Annotated in this window: 14 protein-coding genes; 11 read left to right on the top strand and 3 right to left on the bottom strand. The window is 67.7% G+C overall.

Translation table 11 applies throughout. From position 1 onward, the window contains the following. Positions 1-5: 5 nt before the first annotated feature. The 5 genes from AC3QL3_RS13110 to AC3QL3_RS13090 all read left to right on the top strand — a co-directional run bounded on the left by AC3QL3_RS13110 (position 6) and on the right by AC3QL3_RS13090 (position 4,137). Positions 6-356, top strand: coding sequence for a GFA family protein (locus AC3QL3_RS13110; RefSeq protein ID WP_492894278.1), 351 nt, complete (start codon positions 6-8; stop codon positions 354-356). A gap of 82 nt (positions 357-438) precedes the next feature. Next, positions 439-1,107 carry an SH3 domain-containing protein gene (locus tag AC3QL3_RS13105; protein ID WP_492894276.1) on the top strand — a complete coding sequence of 223 codons (669 nt, stop codon included), beginning with the start codon at positions 439-441 and terminating at the stop codon, positions 1,105-1,107. 129 nt (positions 1,108-1,236) lie between these two features. Next, entirely contained in the window at positions 1,237-2,730 is a 1,494-nt protein-coding gene (locus tag AC3QL3_RS13100) for a S8 family serine peptidase (RefSeq protein ID WP_492894274.1), read from the top strand. Further along, positions 2,723-3,652, top strand: coding sequence for a 5'-nucleotidase (locus AC3QL3_RS13095; RefSeq protein WP_492894272.1), 930 nt, complete (start codon positions 2,723-2,725; stop codon positions 3,650-3,652). The genes AC3QL3_RS13100 and AC3QL3_RS13095 overlap by 8 nt, the downstream gene beginning before the upstream one ends. Further along, on the top strand, positions 3,649-4,137 hold the full coding sequence (locus AC3QL3_RS13090) for a hypothetical protein (protein WP_492894270.1): 489 nt from the start codon (positions 3,649-3,651) through the stop codon (positions 4,135-4,137). The genes AC3QL3_RS13095 and AC3QL3_RS13090 overlap by 4 nt, the downstream gene beginning before the upstream one ends. A 3-nt stretch (positions 4,138-4,140) precedes the next feature. Here AC3QL3_RS13090 and AC3QL3_RS13085 read toward each other — a convergent pair whose 3' ends face one another. Then, a complete protein-coding gene (locus AC3QL3_RS13085) occupies positions 4,141-4,959 on the bottom strand; it encodes a polysaccharide deacetylase family protein (RefSeq protein ID WP_492894268.1) in 819 nt (272 codons plus the stop codon). 198 nt (positions 4,960-5,157) lie between these two features. On the opposite strand from AC3QL3_RS13085, the gene AC3QL3_RS13080 reads away from it, so the two are divergent. Genes AC3QL3_RS13080 through AC3QL3_RS13055 form a run of 6 tightly spaced genes read left to right on the top strand, consistent with a single transcriptional unit; the run spans position 5,158 to position 11,034 of the window. Beyond that, positions 5,158-6,330, top strand: coding sequence for an acyl-CoA dehydrogenase family protein (locus tag AC3QL3_RS13080; RefSeq protein WP_492894266.1), 1,173 nt, complete (start codon positions 5,158-5,160; stop codon positions 6,328-6,330). An 8-nt stretch (positions 6,331-6,338) separates the two neighbouring features. Then, positions 6,339-6,914 carry a pilin gene (locus AC3QL3_RS13075; RefSeq protein ID WP_492894264.1) on the top strand — a complete coding sequence of 192 codons (576 nt, stop codon included), beginning with the start codon at positions 6,339-6,341 and terminating at the stop codon, positions 6,912-6,914. Positions 6,915-6,962: 48 nt separating this feature from the next. Further along, a complete protein-coding gene (locus tag AC3QL3_RS13070) occupies positions 6,963-7,511 on the top strand; it encodes a GNAT family N-acetyltransferase (protein WP_492894262.1) in 549 nt (182 codons plus the stop codon). After that, positions 7,484-8,173: a glutathione S-transferase family protein gene (locus AC3QL3_RS13065; protein ID WP_492894260.1), complete on the top strand. Its 690-nt coding sequence runs from the start codon at positions 7,484-7,486 to the stop codon at positions 8,171-8,173. The genes AC3QL3_RS13070 and AC3QL3_RS13065 overlap by 28 nt, the downstream gene beginning before the upstream one ends. Before the next feature lies 1 nt (position 8,174). Continuing rightward, positions 8,175-8,759, top strand: coding sequence for a hypothetical protein (locus AC3QL3_RS13060; RefSeq protein WP_492894258.1), 585 nt, complete (start codon positions 8,175-8,177; stop codon positions 8,757-8,759). 4 nt (positions 8,760-8,763) lie between these two features. Then, positions 8,764-11,034: a thiamine pyrophosphate-dependent enzyme gene (locus tag AC3QL3_RS13055; RefSeq protein ID WP_492894256.1), complete on the top strand. Its 2,271-nt coding sequence runs from the start codon at positions 8,764-8,766 to the stop codon at positions 11,032-11,034. Positions 11,035-11,061: 27 nt separating this feature from the next. Here AC3QL3_RS13055 and AC3QL3_RS13050 read toward each other — a convergent pair whose 3' ends face one another. Together AC3QL3_RS13050 and AC3QL3_RS13045 are read right to left on the bottom strand one after the other, a co-directional pair. Next, the gene (locus AC3QL3_RS13050) at positions 11,062-12,411 is read right to left on the bottom strand and encodes a DUF1501 domain-containing protein (RefSeq protein WP_492894254.1); all 1,350 of its coding nucleotides are present in this window, start codon (positions 12,409-12,411) and stop codon (positions 11,062-11,064) included. 10 nt (positions 12,412-12,421) lie between these two features. Continuing rightward, complete coding sequence (locus AC3QL3_RS13045; protein WP_492894252.1) at positions 12,422-14,188, bottom strand: DUF1800 domain-containing protein; 1,767 nt, start codon at positions 14,186-14,188, stop codon at positions 12,422-12,424. Positions 14,189-14,250 lie beyond the last annotated feature (62 nt).

The following is a 14,250-nucleotide window of genomic DNA, read 5'->3' as shown; positions in this document are numbered from 1 at the left end:
GCTCGATGACCGTTCACGCCGGCAGCTGCCATTGCGGCAAGATCGCGTTCGAAGTCGATGCCGAGATCGCGGAAGCGATCGACTGCAATTGTTCGATGTGCTCGCGCCGCGGCGGTTTGCTCGCCTTCGTGTCGGCGTCGCAGGTGCAGTTGAAGACGCCCGAATCCGAACTCGGCACCTACACCTTCAACAAGCACCACATCCGGCATCATTTCTGTCCGAACTGCGGCATCGCGACGTTCGGCCGCGGCACCGATCGCAACGGCAACGCGACCTACGCGATCAACGTGCGCTGCCTTCCGGATGTGGACCTGAGCACGCTGCAGATTCACCCCTTCGACGGACGCAGCGCCTGACGCGCCGTTGACGCACACGCCGCAACGCGAGTGGTATAAACGGCCGCAGTTCCGCCCGGTACGGGCCGGAGGAGACGGCGCGATGGCTCGAATCATCTTGCTGCTGATGTTGCTCGCAGGCGGCGCGCCGCTCGCGTTCGCCGCGGACGGCTACGTCACGGCGAACGTGAACCTGCGCGCCGGCCCGGCCGCGCAGTATCCACGTGTGATAACCCTGCCGACCGGCACGCCGGTGACGATCCAGGGCTGCCTGGACGGCTACAGCTGGTGCGATGTGATCGCACGCGGCGAGCGCGGCTGGATCGCCGGCGACTATCTGCAGTTCGAGTACGAGAGCCGGCGCGTCTACGTACCCGACTACGGCGCGCGCATCGGCATTCCGATCGTCGCGTTCGTGCTCGGCACTTATTGGGACGACTACTACCGCCAACGCTCCTGGTATCGCGATCGGCCGTATTGGTCGCAGCGCAGGATTCCAGTGCATCGGCCGCCGGTACATCGTCCGCCGCCGCGGCCGCCCGTGCGCCCGCCGATCCACAAGCCGCGCCCGCCAGTGCGCCCACCGGTGCAGCCGCGTCCGCCGACAGCACGGCCGCCGTCGGGCACGCGCCCACCGGGCGCGACGCGTCCGCCCGGCCGGCCGCCGGTGACGCGTCCACCGGTCCAGCCGAGGCCGCCGGCGAATCATCGTCCGTCGCCGCCGCAGACGCGGCCGGCACCGTCGCGCGACGGCGATCGCGATCGCCGCTGAGGTGCTGCCGCGTTAGCTCTCGCTAGCGCTGCGACTACGTCGCACGGCGCGGTTTCGCCGCGCTTGTTGTAACGTGTGCGAGATGCGGCGCCGCACGGCGTCGAAATCTGCCGTCAACGGAATCGGCTCATGCGCCCGTCCGCCTCGTTTGCCTTACTTCCTCTCGCCTTCGGCGTCAGTGCCGCGCTGGCGGCCGACATCGATCCGGACTTGCGCGTACGCGCAAGCCGCGATGGTGAGGTCGACGCACTGATCGTCTTCGCCGATCAGGGCCGCCCGGCGTTGGCGCCGCTCGATCCGCAAGCCGGCTATCGCGAACGCCGCCGTGTGCTGGTTGACGCGCTGCGCACGCGCGCGGACGCACAGCAGGCCGGCGTGCGTGCCTGGCTGGATGCGCGCGGCATCGCGTATCGGCCGTACTGGATCGCGAACCTCGTTTCGGCTCGGCTCGGCGCCGCTGAACTGGACGCCATCGCGCAGCGGCCCGATGTCGCGCGCGTCGCTTCGAATCCGCGCATCGCTGCGCACTTGCCGCGTCCGCTCAAAGGCCCGTTGCTGGCCGCGGTCGAAGCGATCGGTTGGGGCGTGCAGACGATCAAGGCGCCGCAGGTCTGGGCCAAGGGCTATACCGGGCAGGGTGTCGTCATCGGCGGCGAAGACACCGGCTATCAATGGGACCATCCGGCCTTGAAGCCGCAGTATCGCGGCTGGAACGGCAGCGTCGCGAGCCATGCTTACAACTGGCACGACGCGATCCACGATTCCAGCGGCAACGATTGCGGCAACGACGCGCCGGCGCCGTGCGACGACTACGGTCACGGCACCCACACGGCCGGCACCTTCGCCGGCGACGACGGCGGCGAGCGCCAGATCGGCGTCGCGCCCGGCGCACGCTGGATCGGCTGCCGCAACATGGACGGCGGCAACGGCACCCCGGCGCGCTACATCGAGTGCATGCAGTGGATGCTGGCGCCGACCGACGCCGACGGTCAGAACGCCAATCCCGATCTCGCGCCCGACATCGTCAGCAATTCGTGGACCTGCCCGGTCAGCGAGGGCTGCACGACCGGCGCCGAGATCGAAACGGCAGTCGACAATCTCGTTGCGGGCGGCATCTTCTTCGCCGCGGCGGCGGCGAACGACGGCCCCGGCTGCGGTTCGATCGCCGAGCCGCCGGCGATCTACGACGCCAGCTTCGTCGTCGGCATGACCGATCGCAACGACGCGCTGGCCCAGCTGTCCAGCCGCGGACCGGTCAGCGGTGTCGCCAAGATCCGGCCGGATGTCTCCGCGCCGGGCGTGGAAATTACCTCGAGCGTGCCGGGCAGCAGCTACGGATTGATGAGCGGTACCAGCATGGCGACGCCGCACGTCGCCGGCGCGGCGGCCTTGCTGATGTCGGCCGATCCGACGCTGAAAGGAAATCCGCAGCGCGTCGCCGCGTTGCTGCGCGACAGCGCCGTGCGCAGCGGCATCAGCGATCCTTTCAACAGCGGCTGCGGCGGACTGACGCTGGCGGATTGGCCGAACTATCAGGCCGGCTACGGCCGCATCGACGTGTATGCGGCCGCTCTCGCCGAAGGCCTGGACGAACTTATTTTCAGCGACGGATTCGATGGCTGAGCGACACCACGGCAACGGCCGAGAACACGGCGAAGACACTCTCGTCGTCGCGATTTCCTCGCGCGCACTGTTCGATCTGGGCGGCAGCCACGAGCTGTTCGAGCGTGAAGGCGTCGACGCGTTCGCGCAGCATCAGATCGAGAACGAGAACGAGCTGCTGGCGCCTGGCATCGCGTTCCCGCTGGTGCAGAAGCTGCTGCGCCTGAACCGCGCGCCGCCGGAGGCGCCGCACGTGGAGGTGATCCTGCTGTCGCGCAATTCGGCCGACACCGGCCTGCGCATCTTCAACTCGATCGAACACTACGGACTCGGCATCGTGCGTGCGGCGTTCACGCGCGGCGAGCCGACCTTGCCGTACGTGCGCGCGTTCGGCGCCGACCTGTTCCTGTCGGCCAATCCGGAAAGCGTGGCGAACGCGCTCGCCAGCGGCATCGCGGCCGCGACGATCCTGCCCTCGAAGGCGCCGCAGCGGCAGTCCGAGCAGCTGCGCATCGCCTTCGACGGCGACGCGGTGCTGTTCGGCGAAGAGTCCGAGCGCATTTCGGAAGAGGCCGGCATCGAAGCCTTCCATCGCTACGAGAGCGAACGCGAGAGCGAACCGCTGTCGGGTGGACCGTTCCGCAGCTTCCTCGACGCGCTGCACCGGCTGCAAGCGGCGTTCCCGAGCGAGACCTCGCCGATCCGCACCGCCCTGGTCACCGCGCGCTCGGCGCCGGCGCACAAGCGCGTGATCCTGACCCTGCGTCACTGGGGCGTGCGCATCGACGAGGCGCTGTTTCTCGGCGGCCGCCCGAAAGGTCCGTTTCTGGAAGCGTTCGGTGCCGACATCTTCTTCGACGACTCGGCCGTCAACGTCGAATCGGCGCGGCGCCACGTCGCGACCGGACACGTACCGCGGCGTGCGAGGTCGTCGAAGGCGTGAGCGCGTCGACGTTGGACATACGCGAAGAGGCCGACGGCGCCGCTCGCGCGAGCGACTTGTTTCGCCGCCGCTTCGGCCAGGAGCCGCCCGATTTCCCGCACCACGTGATCGCGTTCCATCGCGACACGCACGGCGAACGCGCGGTCTGCTACGTGCACTTCACCGCCATGGGCGAACTGCTACTCGGCGGCGGTGCCTGCGTCGACAACCGCGCGATGCGCACGATGGAGCCGGCGACGCGCGCGGCGATCCGCGAGCGCGGCGGCCTCTATCGGATGACCTTGGATTGGGCGGTGCGCCACTTCGCGCCGAACTACCCCGCGATCTTCGGCTACTGCGGCGACGCACTGGCCGAAAGAGTCGATTTGCAGGCCGGCTTCGAACGCACCGGGCACGTCCATCTGCTGGTGCACTGGACGCGCGAAGTGCCGACGTCCGAAAAAACGCGCCTGATCGCGCAGGCGCACGCGCTCGGACCGTTCTGACGGCTAGCGCGCGGTTTGCAGCACGCGAACGAGTTCGTCCGGCGATTTCCACGCATCGCCGCAGACGAACCGCGGCAACAGCCAGCGCGAACGGCCGCGTTCCAGCGGCGCCGGTTCGGTGGTGAACGCGGCGCGCAAGCGATGTTCGTCCGCGTGCTTGGGCAAGTAGTCCTCGACCAGGTAAGCATTGCTCTCGCCGTAGGGGTAGGCGAGCAGGCTCGCGCGATGCGGCGCGCAGTGCGCGTCGAGCCAGTCGCTGGCTTGGCGCAGCTGCTCGTCGGCGTCGACATAAGTGTCGATCGAGCGGAACGTGCCGCGGCTGCGTTCACGCCCCGTGCCGGCGGGCAAGGTGTGGTGGTTGTGATCCCAACTGTGGCTCTCGATCGCCAGCAAGCCTTCCTGTTGCGCCGCCGCCCACCAGTCCTCGCCCCACCAGCCGCGTCCGACCAGGCAGGTTCGATCCAGCGTCGTGCGCGCCTCGGGCGAGACGATCACGAAGCTGGTCGCATGCACCGCCGCGCCGGTTTCCGCGATGAAGTCGCGCAGGATGCCGGCGAAGCCGCGCTGCGGGCCGCAGGTCGGATGCTCGATGTCGTGCCAGTCGAACCAGGAGCCGTCGTCGAAGCTGAGCGCGACCGCATTCGCGACGGTGGACTCGGGCGCTACGCCGAGCAGCGCGTCGACGACGTGCGTCAACGGCACGATGTGCAGGCCGCGCCGGTGGATCAGGCGCAGATCCTGCGCCAGGGCGACGTGGTCGTTGTCGGCGTAGTCGTTGCCGGCGACGTTGTTGGAGTGATAGGCGAGAACGGGAATTCGCATCCGCCTAGTATCGCCGCGCCGGCCCGGCCTGTCCGCCGGCGCAGGGCGGACGGGGCGTTCTCCGCCCCTCGCGACGGATGAGGCCGGGCGAGAAGATTTCGCCCCAATCGCTCGCGTCTGCGTCGTTCCGGCGCCGGCATGGCTGCGGATAAGACGCCCCGCTACAATAGGTGGCTTTGGCCGAATCCCGGAACCGATATGCCCGCCGTTGCGCTGAACCCCACCGACCTCTACGACGTCCGCTCCCTGCTCACGGAAGAGGAGCGCATGGTGCAGGACACCGTCGCGCGCTTCACCGACGAGCGCGTGCTGCCGATCATCGGCGACTGCTTCGACAAGGGACGTTTCCCGACCGAGCTGATCCCGGAGATGGCCGAACTCGGCCTGCTCGGCTCCTCGCTGCCGACCGAATACGGCTGCGCCGGCATGAACGGCGTCAGCTACGGCCTGGTCTGCCAGGAGCTGGAGCGCGGCGATTCGGGCATCCGCAGTTTCGCTTCGGTGCAGAGCTCGCTCTGCATGTATCCGATCTACGCCTACGGCAGCGAAGAGCAGCGCCAGCGCTGGCTGCCGCAGATGGCGGCCGGCAAGGTGATCGGCTGCTTCGGCCTGACCGAACCGCACGGCGGTTCGGATCCGGCCAACATGAAGACCAACGCGAAGAAGGACGGCGCCGACTGGGTTCTCAACGGCGCCAAGATGTGGATCACCAACGGCAATCTCGCCCACATCGCGATCGTCTGGGCGCAGACCGAGGACGGCATCCAGGGCTTCATCGTCGAGAAAGACTTCAAGGGCTTTAGTGCGCAGGAAGTGCACAAGAAGATGAGCCTGCGCGCGTCGGTCACCAGCGCGCTGTTCTTCGACAACGTGCGCGTGCCGGAAGCGAACCGTCTGCCCAACGTGAAGGGCTTGAAGGGACCGCTCGGCTGCCTGACCCAGGCGCGCTACGGCATCACCTGGGGTCCGATCGGCGCCGCGATCGCGTGCTTCAGCGAAACCACCGAATACGCCAAGAACCGCACCCTGTTCAATCGTCCGATCGCGGCGACCCAGGCGGTGCAGATCAAGCTGGCCGAGATGGCGCGCCGGATCACCCTGGCGCAACTGCTCTCGCTGCAGCTCGGCCGCCTCAAGGACCAGGGCACGATGCAGCCGACCCAGGTGTCGCTGGCGAAGTGGAACAACTGCCGCATGGCGATCGACATCGCGCGCGAATGCCGCGACATCCTCGGCGGCGCCGGCATCACCACCGAGCATTGCCCGATCCGCCATGCGCTGAACCTCGAGTCGGTCATCACCTACGAAGGCACCGAAACCGTGCACCAGTTGGTGGTCGGGCGCGAAGTGACGGGTATCAACGCGTTCTGAGGAGCGGCATGCGCAACGCGGCGCTGGTGTTCGCAAGCGCGCTGCTGGCGGCGGCGCTGACGCTGTTCGCCTATCGGCATTGGGTCAGCGGCCCCGAAAGCGATCGCTTGCGCCAGGACATTTCGGCGCTCGAACGCGAACAACAGCGCGTGCGCCACACGATCGAAGAGTCGCACGACGTGCTGGAAGCGGCCAACGACCGCATCGCCGCGCGGATACGCGAAGATCTGCAAGCGGCGGCGACGATGCGGGTGGCGATGGTCGAGTACTACCAGACCAACGGACGCATGCCGGCGCGGCAGGACGAGGTCGGCTTGCCGGCGCCGGAGAGTTATCGCGGCAAGACGCTGCGCTCGGCGACGGTATTGCCCGACGGCGTGATCGAGCTGGTCTTCGACGCGGCGTCCGGCGTCGACGGCGGACGCGTGCGCCTGATCGCCGACACCACGCGGGCCGATTCGATGGGCGTGCGCTGGCGCTGCGAGACGAGCGACTACCCGAACATCCGGCACGTGAGTTCGACCTGCGAATACCAGCCGCACGTGCCGAAGATCGCCGCGGCGGCACCGTCGACGGATCATTGAATCGATCGCGTTGGCTGTAACCGGAACAGACCCTTGGAGTGAACGGACGTGAGCGTGGCCGACATCCGCATCGAAACCGAACGCCTGGTACTGCGCCTGCCGCGTATCGAGGACTTTGAACGCTACGCGGAACTGCACACGAACGAGCAAGCCGCGCGCTACATCGGCGGCACCGCGCCGCGCGCAGCGGCGTGGCGCAAGTTTCTGCAGATGCCCGGCGCTTGGGCGGTGCAGGGCTTCGCGATGTTCTCGGTCGAAGAGAAAGCGAGCGGTTTGTGGTTGGGTCAGATGGGGCCGTGGCGGCCGGAAGGCTGGCCCGGCAACGAGATCGGCTACGCCTTCCATCCGGACGCCTGGGGCAAGGGCTACGCGCTGGAATCGGCGGTGGCCGCGATCGATTGGGCGTTCGCCCATCTCGGCTGGGATCGGATCATCCATTGCATCGATCCGGACAATCTCGCTTCGCAGAAGGTGGCGCAACGCCTGGGCTCGACGCGGCAAGGGCCAGGCCGGCTGCCGGCGCCTTTCCAAGATCATCCGGTCGACATCTGGGGCCAGACGCGCCAGCAATGGTCGGCACGGGAGCGCAACGCGTGATCACCATCTACGGCTACTCGCCTTCGGGCAATTGCCACAAGCTGCGCATGCTGCTCGGCCATCTCGGCCGCGAAGCGGGGCGCGACTTCCGCTGGATCGAAACCGACAGCGCCCACGGCGCCACGCGCACGCCGGAGTACTTGGCCAAGAACGCGAACGGCCGCGTGCCGATGATCGAGCTCGACGACGGCCGTCGCATGGTCGAGTCGAACGCGATCCTGGCCTGGCTCGCCGACGGCACTTCGTATCTGGCCGGCGACGCTTGGCAGCGTGCGCAGACCTTGTCGTGGATGTTCTTCGAGCAATACAGCCACGAACCCTATGTCGCGGTGGCGCGCTTCATCTGCGGTTGGACCGCGGCCGACTCGCCGCGCCGCGCCGAGCTGCCGCGCCTGCGCGAGCGCGGCCACCAGGCGCTCGGCGTGATGGAGCGCCACCTCGCCGCGCACGACTGGTTCAGCAGCCTCGGCTACGGCATCGCCGACATCGCGCTGTTCGGCTATACGCACTGCGCGGAGGAGGGCGGCTTCGACCTCGCCGCGTATCCGAACGTGCTCGCCTGGCTCGCACGCGTGCAAGCGCAACCCGGTTTCGTGCCGATGCCGCCGATCGCGGCGGAGAACGCGGCTTTGATCGCGCAGTCGTTGTCGCCGAGTGCATAGCATGGGCGGCTACGTCCCCGTTTCGACGCAACGTGCGACCACTTCGACGATCGCGGGCGGCGGCATCGAAGTCGTGATCCCGGCGAAAACCAACTGGTTCATTGCGCTCTTCCTGCTCATCTGGCTCTTCATGTGGGCGCAAGGCGAGTGGAGCGTCGCAAGATCGCTGTTGCATCCGACGGCGGAGTTGGCGAAGTCCCAGCCGAGTTTGTTCCTAGCGGTATGGCTGATCGGATGGACCTGCGGTGGCATCTTCGCGACCTTTACGCTGCTGTGGACGTTGTTAGGCTGCGAGCGCTTTCGCGTCGCGCGCGACGAAGCCAGCCTGCGCTACGAAGTCCTCGGAATCGGCTATACGCGCCGCTACGATCCTCGCGCGGTGAGCCGACTGCGTGCCGTCGAAGGGGGCGAGGCTCCCTTCGGTTCTCTTGCTCTGAGGCTTCCGTGGAGCTGGCCTCCCGGTCCGCTCGCATTCGACTACGGCGCCAAGACCATTCGTTTCGGTGCCGGTCTCGATCATGCCGAAGCCGCCCAGCTCGTCCAAAAGGTCATTGCGACCGTCCCGTTGTTGAATTCCGAACGTTGATCTCATGAACGCCATCCCCAATCCGATCCCCGCCCGCCACAAGAACGTCAACCGCGCCGAAGTCTGCGACCAGAACTTCGCCGAGTTCGTGCAGAACTGGTCCGGCACGCCGCGGCCGGCGCCGCGCGCCGACGAAGCCGTGCTGCCGGACAGCCTGTGCCGCGCGCACGATTTCCTCGAGCTGTTCGAGTCGCAGCTGATCTCGCGCCATCTCGATCTGATGGCGCGCGTGCTGCGCGTGAAGAACAAAGTGTTCTACACGATCGGCTCGAGCGGGCACGAAGGCAATGCGATGGTCGCGCGCTTGACGCGGCATACCGATCCGGCCTTCCTGCACTACCGCAGCGGCGCCTTCATGGCGGAGCGCTTCCGCAAGCTGCCCGGCATGGACCCGATCATGGATTCGGCCTTGTCGTTCGCGGCGAGCAAGGACGATCCGGCCTCCGGCGGTCGCCACAAAGTCTGGGGCAGCAAGCCCTTGTGGGTGCTGCCGCAGACCTCGACCATCGCCTCGCACCTGCCCAAGGCACTCGGCACCGCGGTCGCGATCGAGCAGGCCAAGCGCATCGCGCACACCTTGCCGGTGCCGGACGATTCGATCGCGATCTGCTCTTTCGGCGACGCTTCGGCCAACCACGCCACCGCACAGACCGCGTTCAACGCAGCGCAGTGGACCGCCTACCAGAAGCTGCCGGCGCCGGCCTTGTTCGTGTGCGAGGACAACGGCATCGGGATCTCGGTGAAGACGCCGAACGACTGGATTCGTGCCAGCTTCAGCGGCCGCCGCGACCTCGACTATTTCTTCGCCGACGGCCTCGATCTGGCCGAAGGCTACGAGCAGGTCGCGCGCGCCGTGCATCACTGCCGCACGACGCGGCGGCCGACCTTCCTGCACCTGCGCACGACGCGCATCATGGGTCACGCCGGCACCGACTTCGAAATCGAATGGCGCAGCGTCGAGGAACTGGTCGCGGTCGAGGCGACCGATCCCTTGCTGCGTTCGGCTGCGATCGCGCTCGAATCGGGCCTGTACACGAAGGAATCCTTGCTCGCGCAGTACGAAGCGGTGCGCAAGAAGTGCTTCGCCGCCGCCGAAGAGGCCGACCGCCGGCCCAAGCTGGACAAGCTCGACGAGGTGCTCGCGCCGCTGGCGCCGTACACGCCGGAGAAAGTGCGCGCCGAAGCCGGGCGCGCCGACTACGCGCTCAAGCGCGCCGCCGTGTTCGGCGCCGACAAGCTGCCCGAGACCTTGCCGCCGCGGCATCTGGCGATCCAGATCAACAACGCGCTGCACGATCTGTTCTGCAAATACCCGGAAGCCTTGCTGTTCGGTGAGGACGTCGCGCAGAAGGGCGGCGTCTACACGGTGACCAAGGGCCTGCACAAGGCGTTCAAGAACGCGCGCGTGTTCAACACCTTGCTCGACGAGACGATGATCCTCGGTCTCGCCCAGGGCTACGCCAACATGGGCTTGTTGCCGGTACCCGAGATTCAGTACCTCGCCTATTTCCACAACGCCTGCGACCAGATTCGCGGCGAGGCGGCCAGCCTGCAGTTCTTCTCCAACAACCAGTACAAGAATCCGATGCTGGTGCGCATCGCCGGGCTCGGTTATCAGCGCGGCTTCGGCGGGCATTTCCACAACGACAATTCGATCGCCGCGCTGCGCGACATTCCCGGCATCGTGGTCGGCTGCGCCAGCCGCGGTGACGACGCCGCGACCATGCTGCGCACGCTCGCGGCGTTGGCCAAGGTCGACGGCCGCGTCGCCATCTTCCTCGAACCGATCGCGCTGTACATGACCAAGGATCTGTACGAGCCGGGCGACGGCCAATGGCTGACCAGCTATCCCGCGCCCGAGCAATCGATGCCGCTCGGCGAAGGCCGCGTCTATGAAGAGGGCGCCGACGATCTGGTCATCTTCACTTACGGCAACGGCGTGCCGATGAGCTTGCGCGCCGCGCGCGAGATCGAGAAAAAGCTCGGTTGGAAGGTGTGCACGGTCGATCTGCGCTGGCTGGTGCCCTTGAACGAAGCCTTCATCGGCGCGCAAGCCAAGAGCGCCAAGCGCATCGTGGTCGTCGACGAGGGCCGCCATTCGGCCGGCGTCGGCGAAGGCGTGATCACTGCGATCGTCGAAGCCGGCCACGGCGCTACGCCGTTGCGGCGCGTGGTCGGTGTCGACACCTACACGCCGCTGGCCGGCGCCGCGTTCCTGGTGCTGCCGGGCGATGCGGACATCGTCGCGGCGGCGGAAGAGTTGTCGCGCGTCTGACCGTGTCGCGGGGTTCGCGAACGCGCTTCAGTCGAAGCCGTTCTCGAACACCGCGTCGAAGCCGCCCGGGGTCATGTCGCTGCCTTGGAAGAGGCCGAGCGGGGTGTAGTTCGAATACCCCGGGAACGCGTAGTAGATGTTGGAGTTGCGCAGGCGGCGGATCAGCGCTTCCGACAGCACCTGGCGGTAGTCGGTGGTGACCATCACGTCGGCGCCTTCGAACATCTGGTCGCCGGCGAGCCCGGCGAACTGACCGTAGGTGCGGCCGCCGTTGACCGCGCCGCCGAGCGCGAGCATGACGTTGCCGTAACCATGATCGGTGCCCTGGTCATCGTTCTCCTGCACGCGGCGGCCGAATTCGCTCATCGCAACCGTGCTGACGCGCTGCGCGAAGTTGCCGGCGTCGTTGGCGAGATCGGCCTGGAACGCGCCGAGCCCGCGCGAGAGGCGGCCGGCGGCGTCGCCGAAGAAATAGTTCTGGCCGTTGTGCGTATCCCAGCCGCCGAGATCGATCGCTGCGTAGCGCAGGCCGACGCCGAGCTTGATCAGCTGCGCCAGCATGCGCAGCTGCTGCGCGAAGCCGTCGTTGCCGTAGTTGGCGCCGGTCGAAGGCGTGTAGCCGGCGAAGTCGATGCCGCGGATCACCTGCAGCGCTTCCAGCGTCTGCCGCCCGGCCGCTTCGAGCGCGCCGGCACCGGACCAGAGCTGCGGCAGCATCGACAGCATGCCCTGCACGCCGGCGGGTGCGTCGCCGTTGTAGTCGGGACTGACGTTCCACGACCAGTTGCCGGTGTCGACGCGGAAATCGCCGCCGTCGGCCATCGTGATCGCCTCGGTGCTACCCAGCAGGCTGGTCGCGGTGAGGCTGCCGACCGACACCGCCGGGATCATCACATCGGCCGGCAGGCCGCTGCTGGCCAGCGCGCGCGTGATCCAGCCGATGCCGCCGCCCTGGCCGGCGAGGCCGACTTCCATGTTGATCTGAGCGTCGAAATGGCTGCGCGTGACCGGTGCCGGCATGCCGGCGCCGAGCACCACGGCGAGACGATTCTGGTTGTACAGAGCTTGCAATTCCGGCGCGGTGGAGTGCACCTGCCACTGGCCGTCGCCGCCGAGCGCGAGGCCGGCGCCTTCGCCCGACAGCGGAATGCGCGTGGCATTGCGCGCCTGCTCGTAGCGGTCGCGCTCGGGATTGCTCGCGCCGGGCGAGATCAGGCTGAGGCCGTCCATGCCGCCGCGCAGGAACACCACCACCAAGGTGTCGTAGTCGTTCGCATTCGGCGCACCGAACACCAGCCGCGTGCCGGGCAGGGTGCCGGCGACCAGGCCGCAGGTTGCGCAGGCTTTGAGGAAATCGCGTCGATCGAGAGAGGTCATCGCCAGTTCCTCAGCGCGCCAGGAAATCGGGACTGCACAGCATCAGCGCCACGGTCGAGCGCAATCGATCTTGCACGTAGTGCTTCTTCAGATCGTTCGCGCTCCAGTCGTTGTGTTCCAGATCGAGCGCCTCGCCGGCGGCCGCGTTCTGGCGCAGGAAATCGACCGCCTTGCTGCGCACGGGCTCGGGTCGGAAGCCGAAGATGCGGTCGCACCAATAGCCGACCACGCTGTTCGCGCTGCGCTCGGCGGCGGCCAGCGCGGCGTTGGTCTGCGCTACCACGTCGGCGACGTAGGGATAGGTGTCGACGTAGCCGACTTCCTGGCGCACCGTGGTCAGGCGCGTCAACAGCTTCCAGCTCATCGCCAGCGCGCCGGTGCTGCTCCATGCCGCGGCGCGGTCGGGATAGCCGTTCGGCGCCGGCCAGTAGAACAGGCGATGGCCGGCCTGCTGCAGGCGCGCGGCGAGTTCGTCGGCGGTCGGCCACTGGTTCGGATAGTCGCGCGTGGTCGGGGTGAAGTCGGCGTCGAGCGCGCGCAGCGCGCCGGCGAAACTGTTGAACGGGCGCTTCACCTTGCCGCCCCAGCTGGTCTTGAATGCGTCGGACAAAAGGATCGCACGCACGACCTGCGCGATCTGATCGGGCGCGGCAGCTTGCGCGGTGAACAGCGCGGCGGTGCTCTCGAGCAGGCTCGACGGCGGGTTGTCGCCGACCAGGCGCCGGCACAGTTTGCCGACCACGTGACGCGCCGTGTTCGGATGCGCGCACAGGCGGTCGAACACGTCGCGGCCATCTTTCTGCGCCGGCTGATCGGGCGGCAGGTAGTGGCCGAGGAAGATCTTGTTGCGGCGGTCGTGCCATTCGCTGCGGTAGACGAAGCTGCCGTCGTTGTCGGCCGGGAACTGCCAGTTGCCGTCCTTGATGGTCCAGCCGGTCAGCGCCGCAGCGGCTTCGTAGACGTCGTTGTCGACGTAGCCTTGCGGGAAGCCGCCTTCGCAATGGATGTCCGAATCGAGGCAGGGCACACCGAGCGGATCGGTCGGGCCGAAGTAGTGTTCGGCGCCGAGCGTGTGCAGTTCGAGCAGCTCGCGTGCGTAGTTCTCGTTCGGCCCCGCGCGCGTGCTGGCGTAGAGGTCGAGCGAATACATCATCGTGGTCGAGCGGCACACTTGTTCGAGCATCTGGCGGAAGTTGCCGAACGCGTTCGCGCGCAGACTGCGATCCAAATCGGGGAACAGCGGGCCGCCGTCGTAGTCCCAGCCGAACACGCTGAAGTGGTCGTGCCAGAAATCGAGCACGACTTCGAGCAGCTGGCGCTCGCTGTAGATCGAGCGGATCGTGGTCGCGCACTCGGCTTCGGCGATCGGCAGCATGCGCACGTTGTAGTCGCCGGTGGCGTGGTGATCGGCCCACAGCTGCGCCGTCGTTTTCGCCAGGGTGACAAAGCCGGCCGCGGCAATGCGCGCGTCGCAGGCGCTGTCGGCGATCGCCGCCGGTGCGAGCTGCCAGTCGACCCAGCTCTGCCAGCGTGCATCGTCGTCGGCGCCGGGGCGCGCGTCGAAGGCGGCCTTGGCCCGTGCCGAGTAGCCGAAGCTCGCTTTCTGCAGCCAGCGCGCTGCCGACGGCGGCGGGCTGCCGGCGAAGGGTTGGTTCGGCGCGGCAGCGACGGCCGGTGCGCCGGCACGGCGCATGGCGGCTTGCGGGCGGCCGACGGCGGCGGTCAGCGCACTGAAGAGACGGCGGCGCGCGGTGAGCGCGGCGGTAGCGGTGGTCATCGAAACACCCCATTGGCCTGACGGCGGCGCCAGCATAGGCGGGCATCGGCGACCGGTTTGTG

The organism is Dokdonella sp. GW821-FHT11D02, from assembly GCF_058808595.1.
This window is presented reverse-complemented; position numbering and strand designations above follow the sequence as displayed.

What these genes read in the sequence shown, in the direction of transcription:
- AC3QL3_RS13095 (WP_492894272.1), top strand. Translation starts at nt 2,723, where the DNA reads ATGGCTGAGCGACACCACGGCAACGGCCGAGAACACGGCGAAGACACT.
- AC3QL3_RS13110 (WP_492894278.1), top strand. Translation starts at nt 6, where the DNA reads ATGACCGTTCACGCCGGCAGCTGCCATTGCGGCAAGATCGCGTTCGAA.
- AC3QL3_RS13075 (WP_492894264.1), top strand. Translation starts at nt 6,339, where the DNA reads ATGCGCAACGCGGCGCTGGTGTTCGCAAGCGCGCTGCTGGCGGCGGCG.
- AC3QL3_RS13050 (WP_492894254.1), bottom strand. Translation starts at nt 12,411, where the DNA reads ATGACCTCTCTCGATCGACGCGATTTCCTCAAAGCCTGCGCAACCTGC.
- AC3QL3_RS13055 (WP_492894256.1), top strand. Translation starts at nt 8,764, where the DNA reads ATGAACGCCATCCCCAATCCGATCCCCGCCCGCCACAAGAACGTCAAC.
- AC3QL3_RS13065 (WP_492894260.1), top strand. Translation starts at nt 7,484, where the DNA reads ATGGTCGGCACGGGAGCGCAACGCGTGATCACCATCTACGGCTACTCG.
- AC3QL3_RS13080 (WP_492894266.1), top strand. Translation starts at nt 5,158, where the DNA reads ATGCCCGCCGTTGCGCTGAACCCCACCGACCTCTACGACGTCCGCTCC.
- AC3QL3_RS13105 (WP_492894276.1), top strand. Translation starts at nt 439, where the DNA reads ATGGCTCGAATCATCTTGCTGCTGATGTTGCTCGCAGGCGGCGCGCCG.
- AC3QL3_RS13045 (WP_492894252.1), bottom strand. Translation starts at nt 14,188, where the DNA reads ATGACCACCGCTACCGCCGCGCTCACCGCGCGCCGCCGTCTCTTCAGT.
- AC3QL3_RS13085 (WP_492894268.1), bottom strand. Translation starts at nt 4,959, where the DNA reads ATGCGAATTCCCGTTCTCGCCTATCACTCCAACAACGTCGCCGGCAAC.
- AC3QL3_RS13060 (WP_492894258.1), top strand. Translation starts at nt 8,175, where the DNA reads ATGGGCGGCTACGTCCCCGTTTCGACGCAACGTGCGACCACTTCGACG.
- AC3QL3_RS13100 (WP_492894274.1), top strand. Translation starts at nt 1,237, where the DNA reads ATGCGCCCGTCCGCCTCGTTTGCCTTACTTCCTCTCGCCTTCGGCGTC.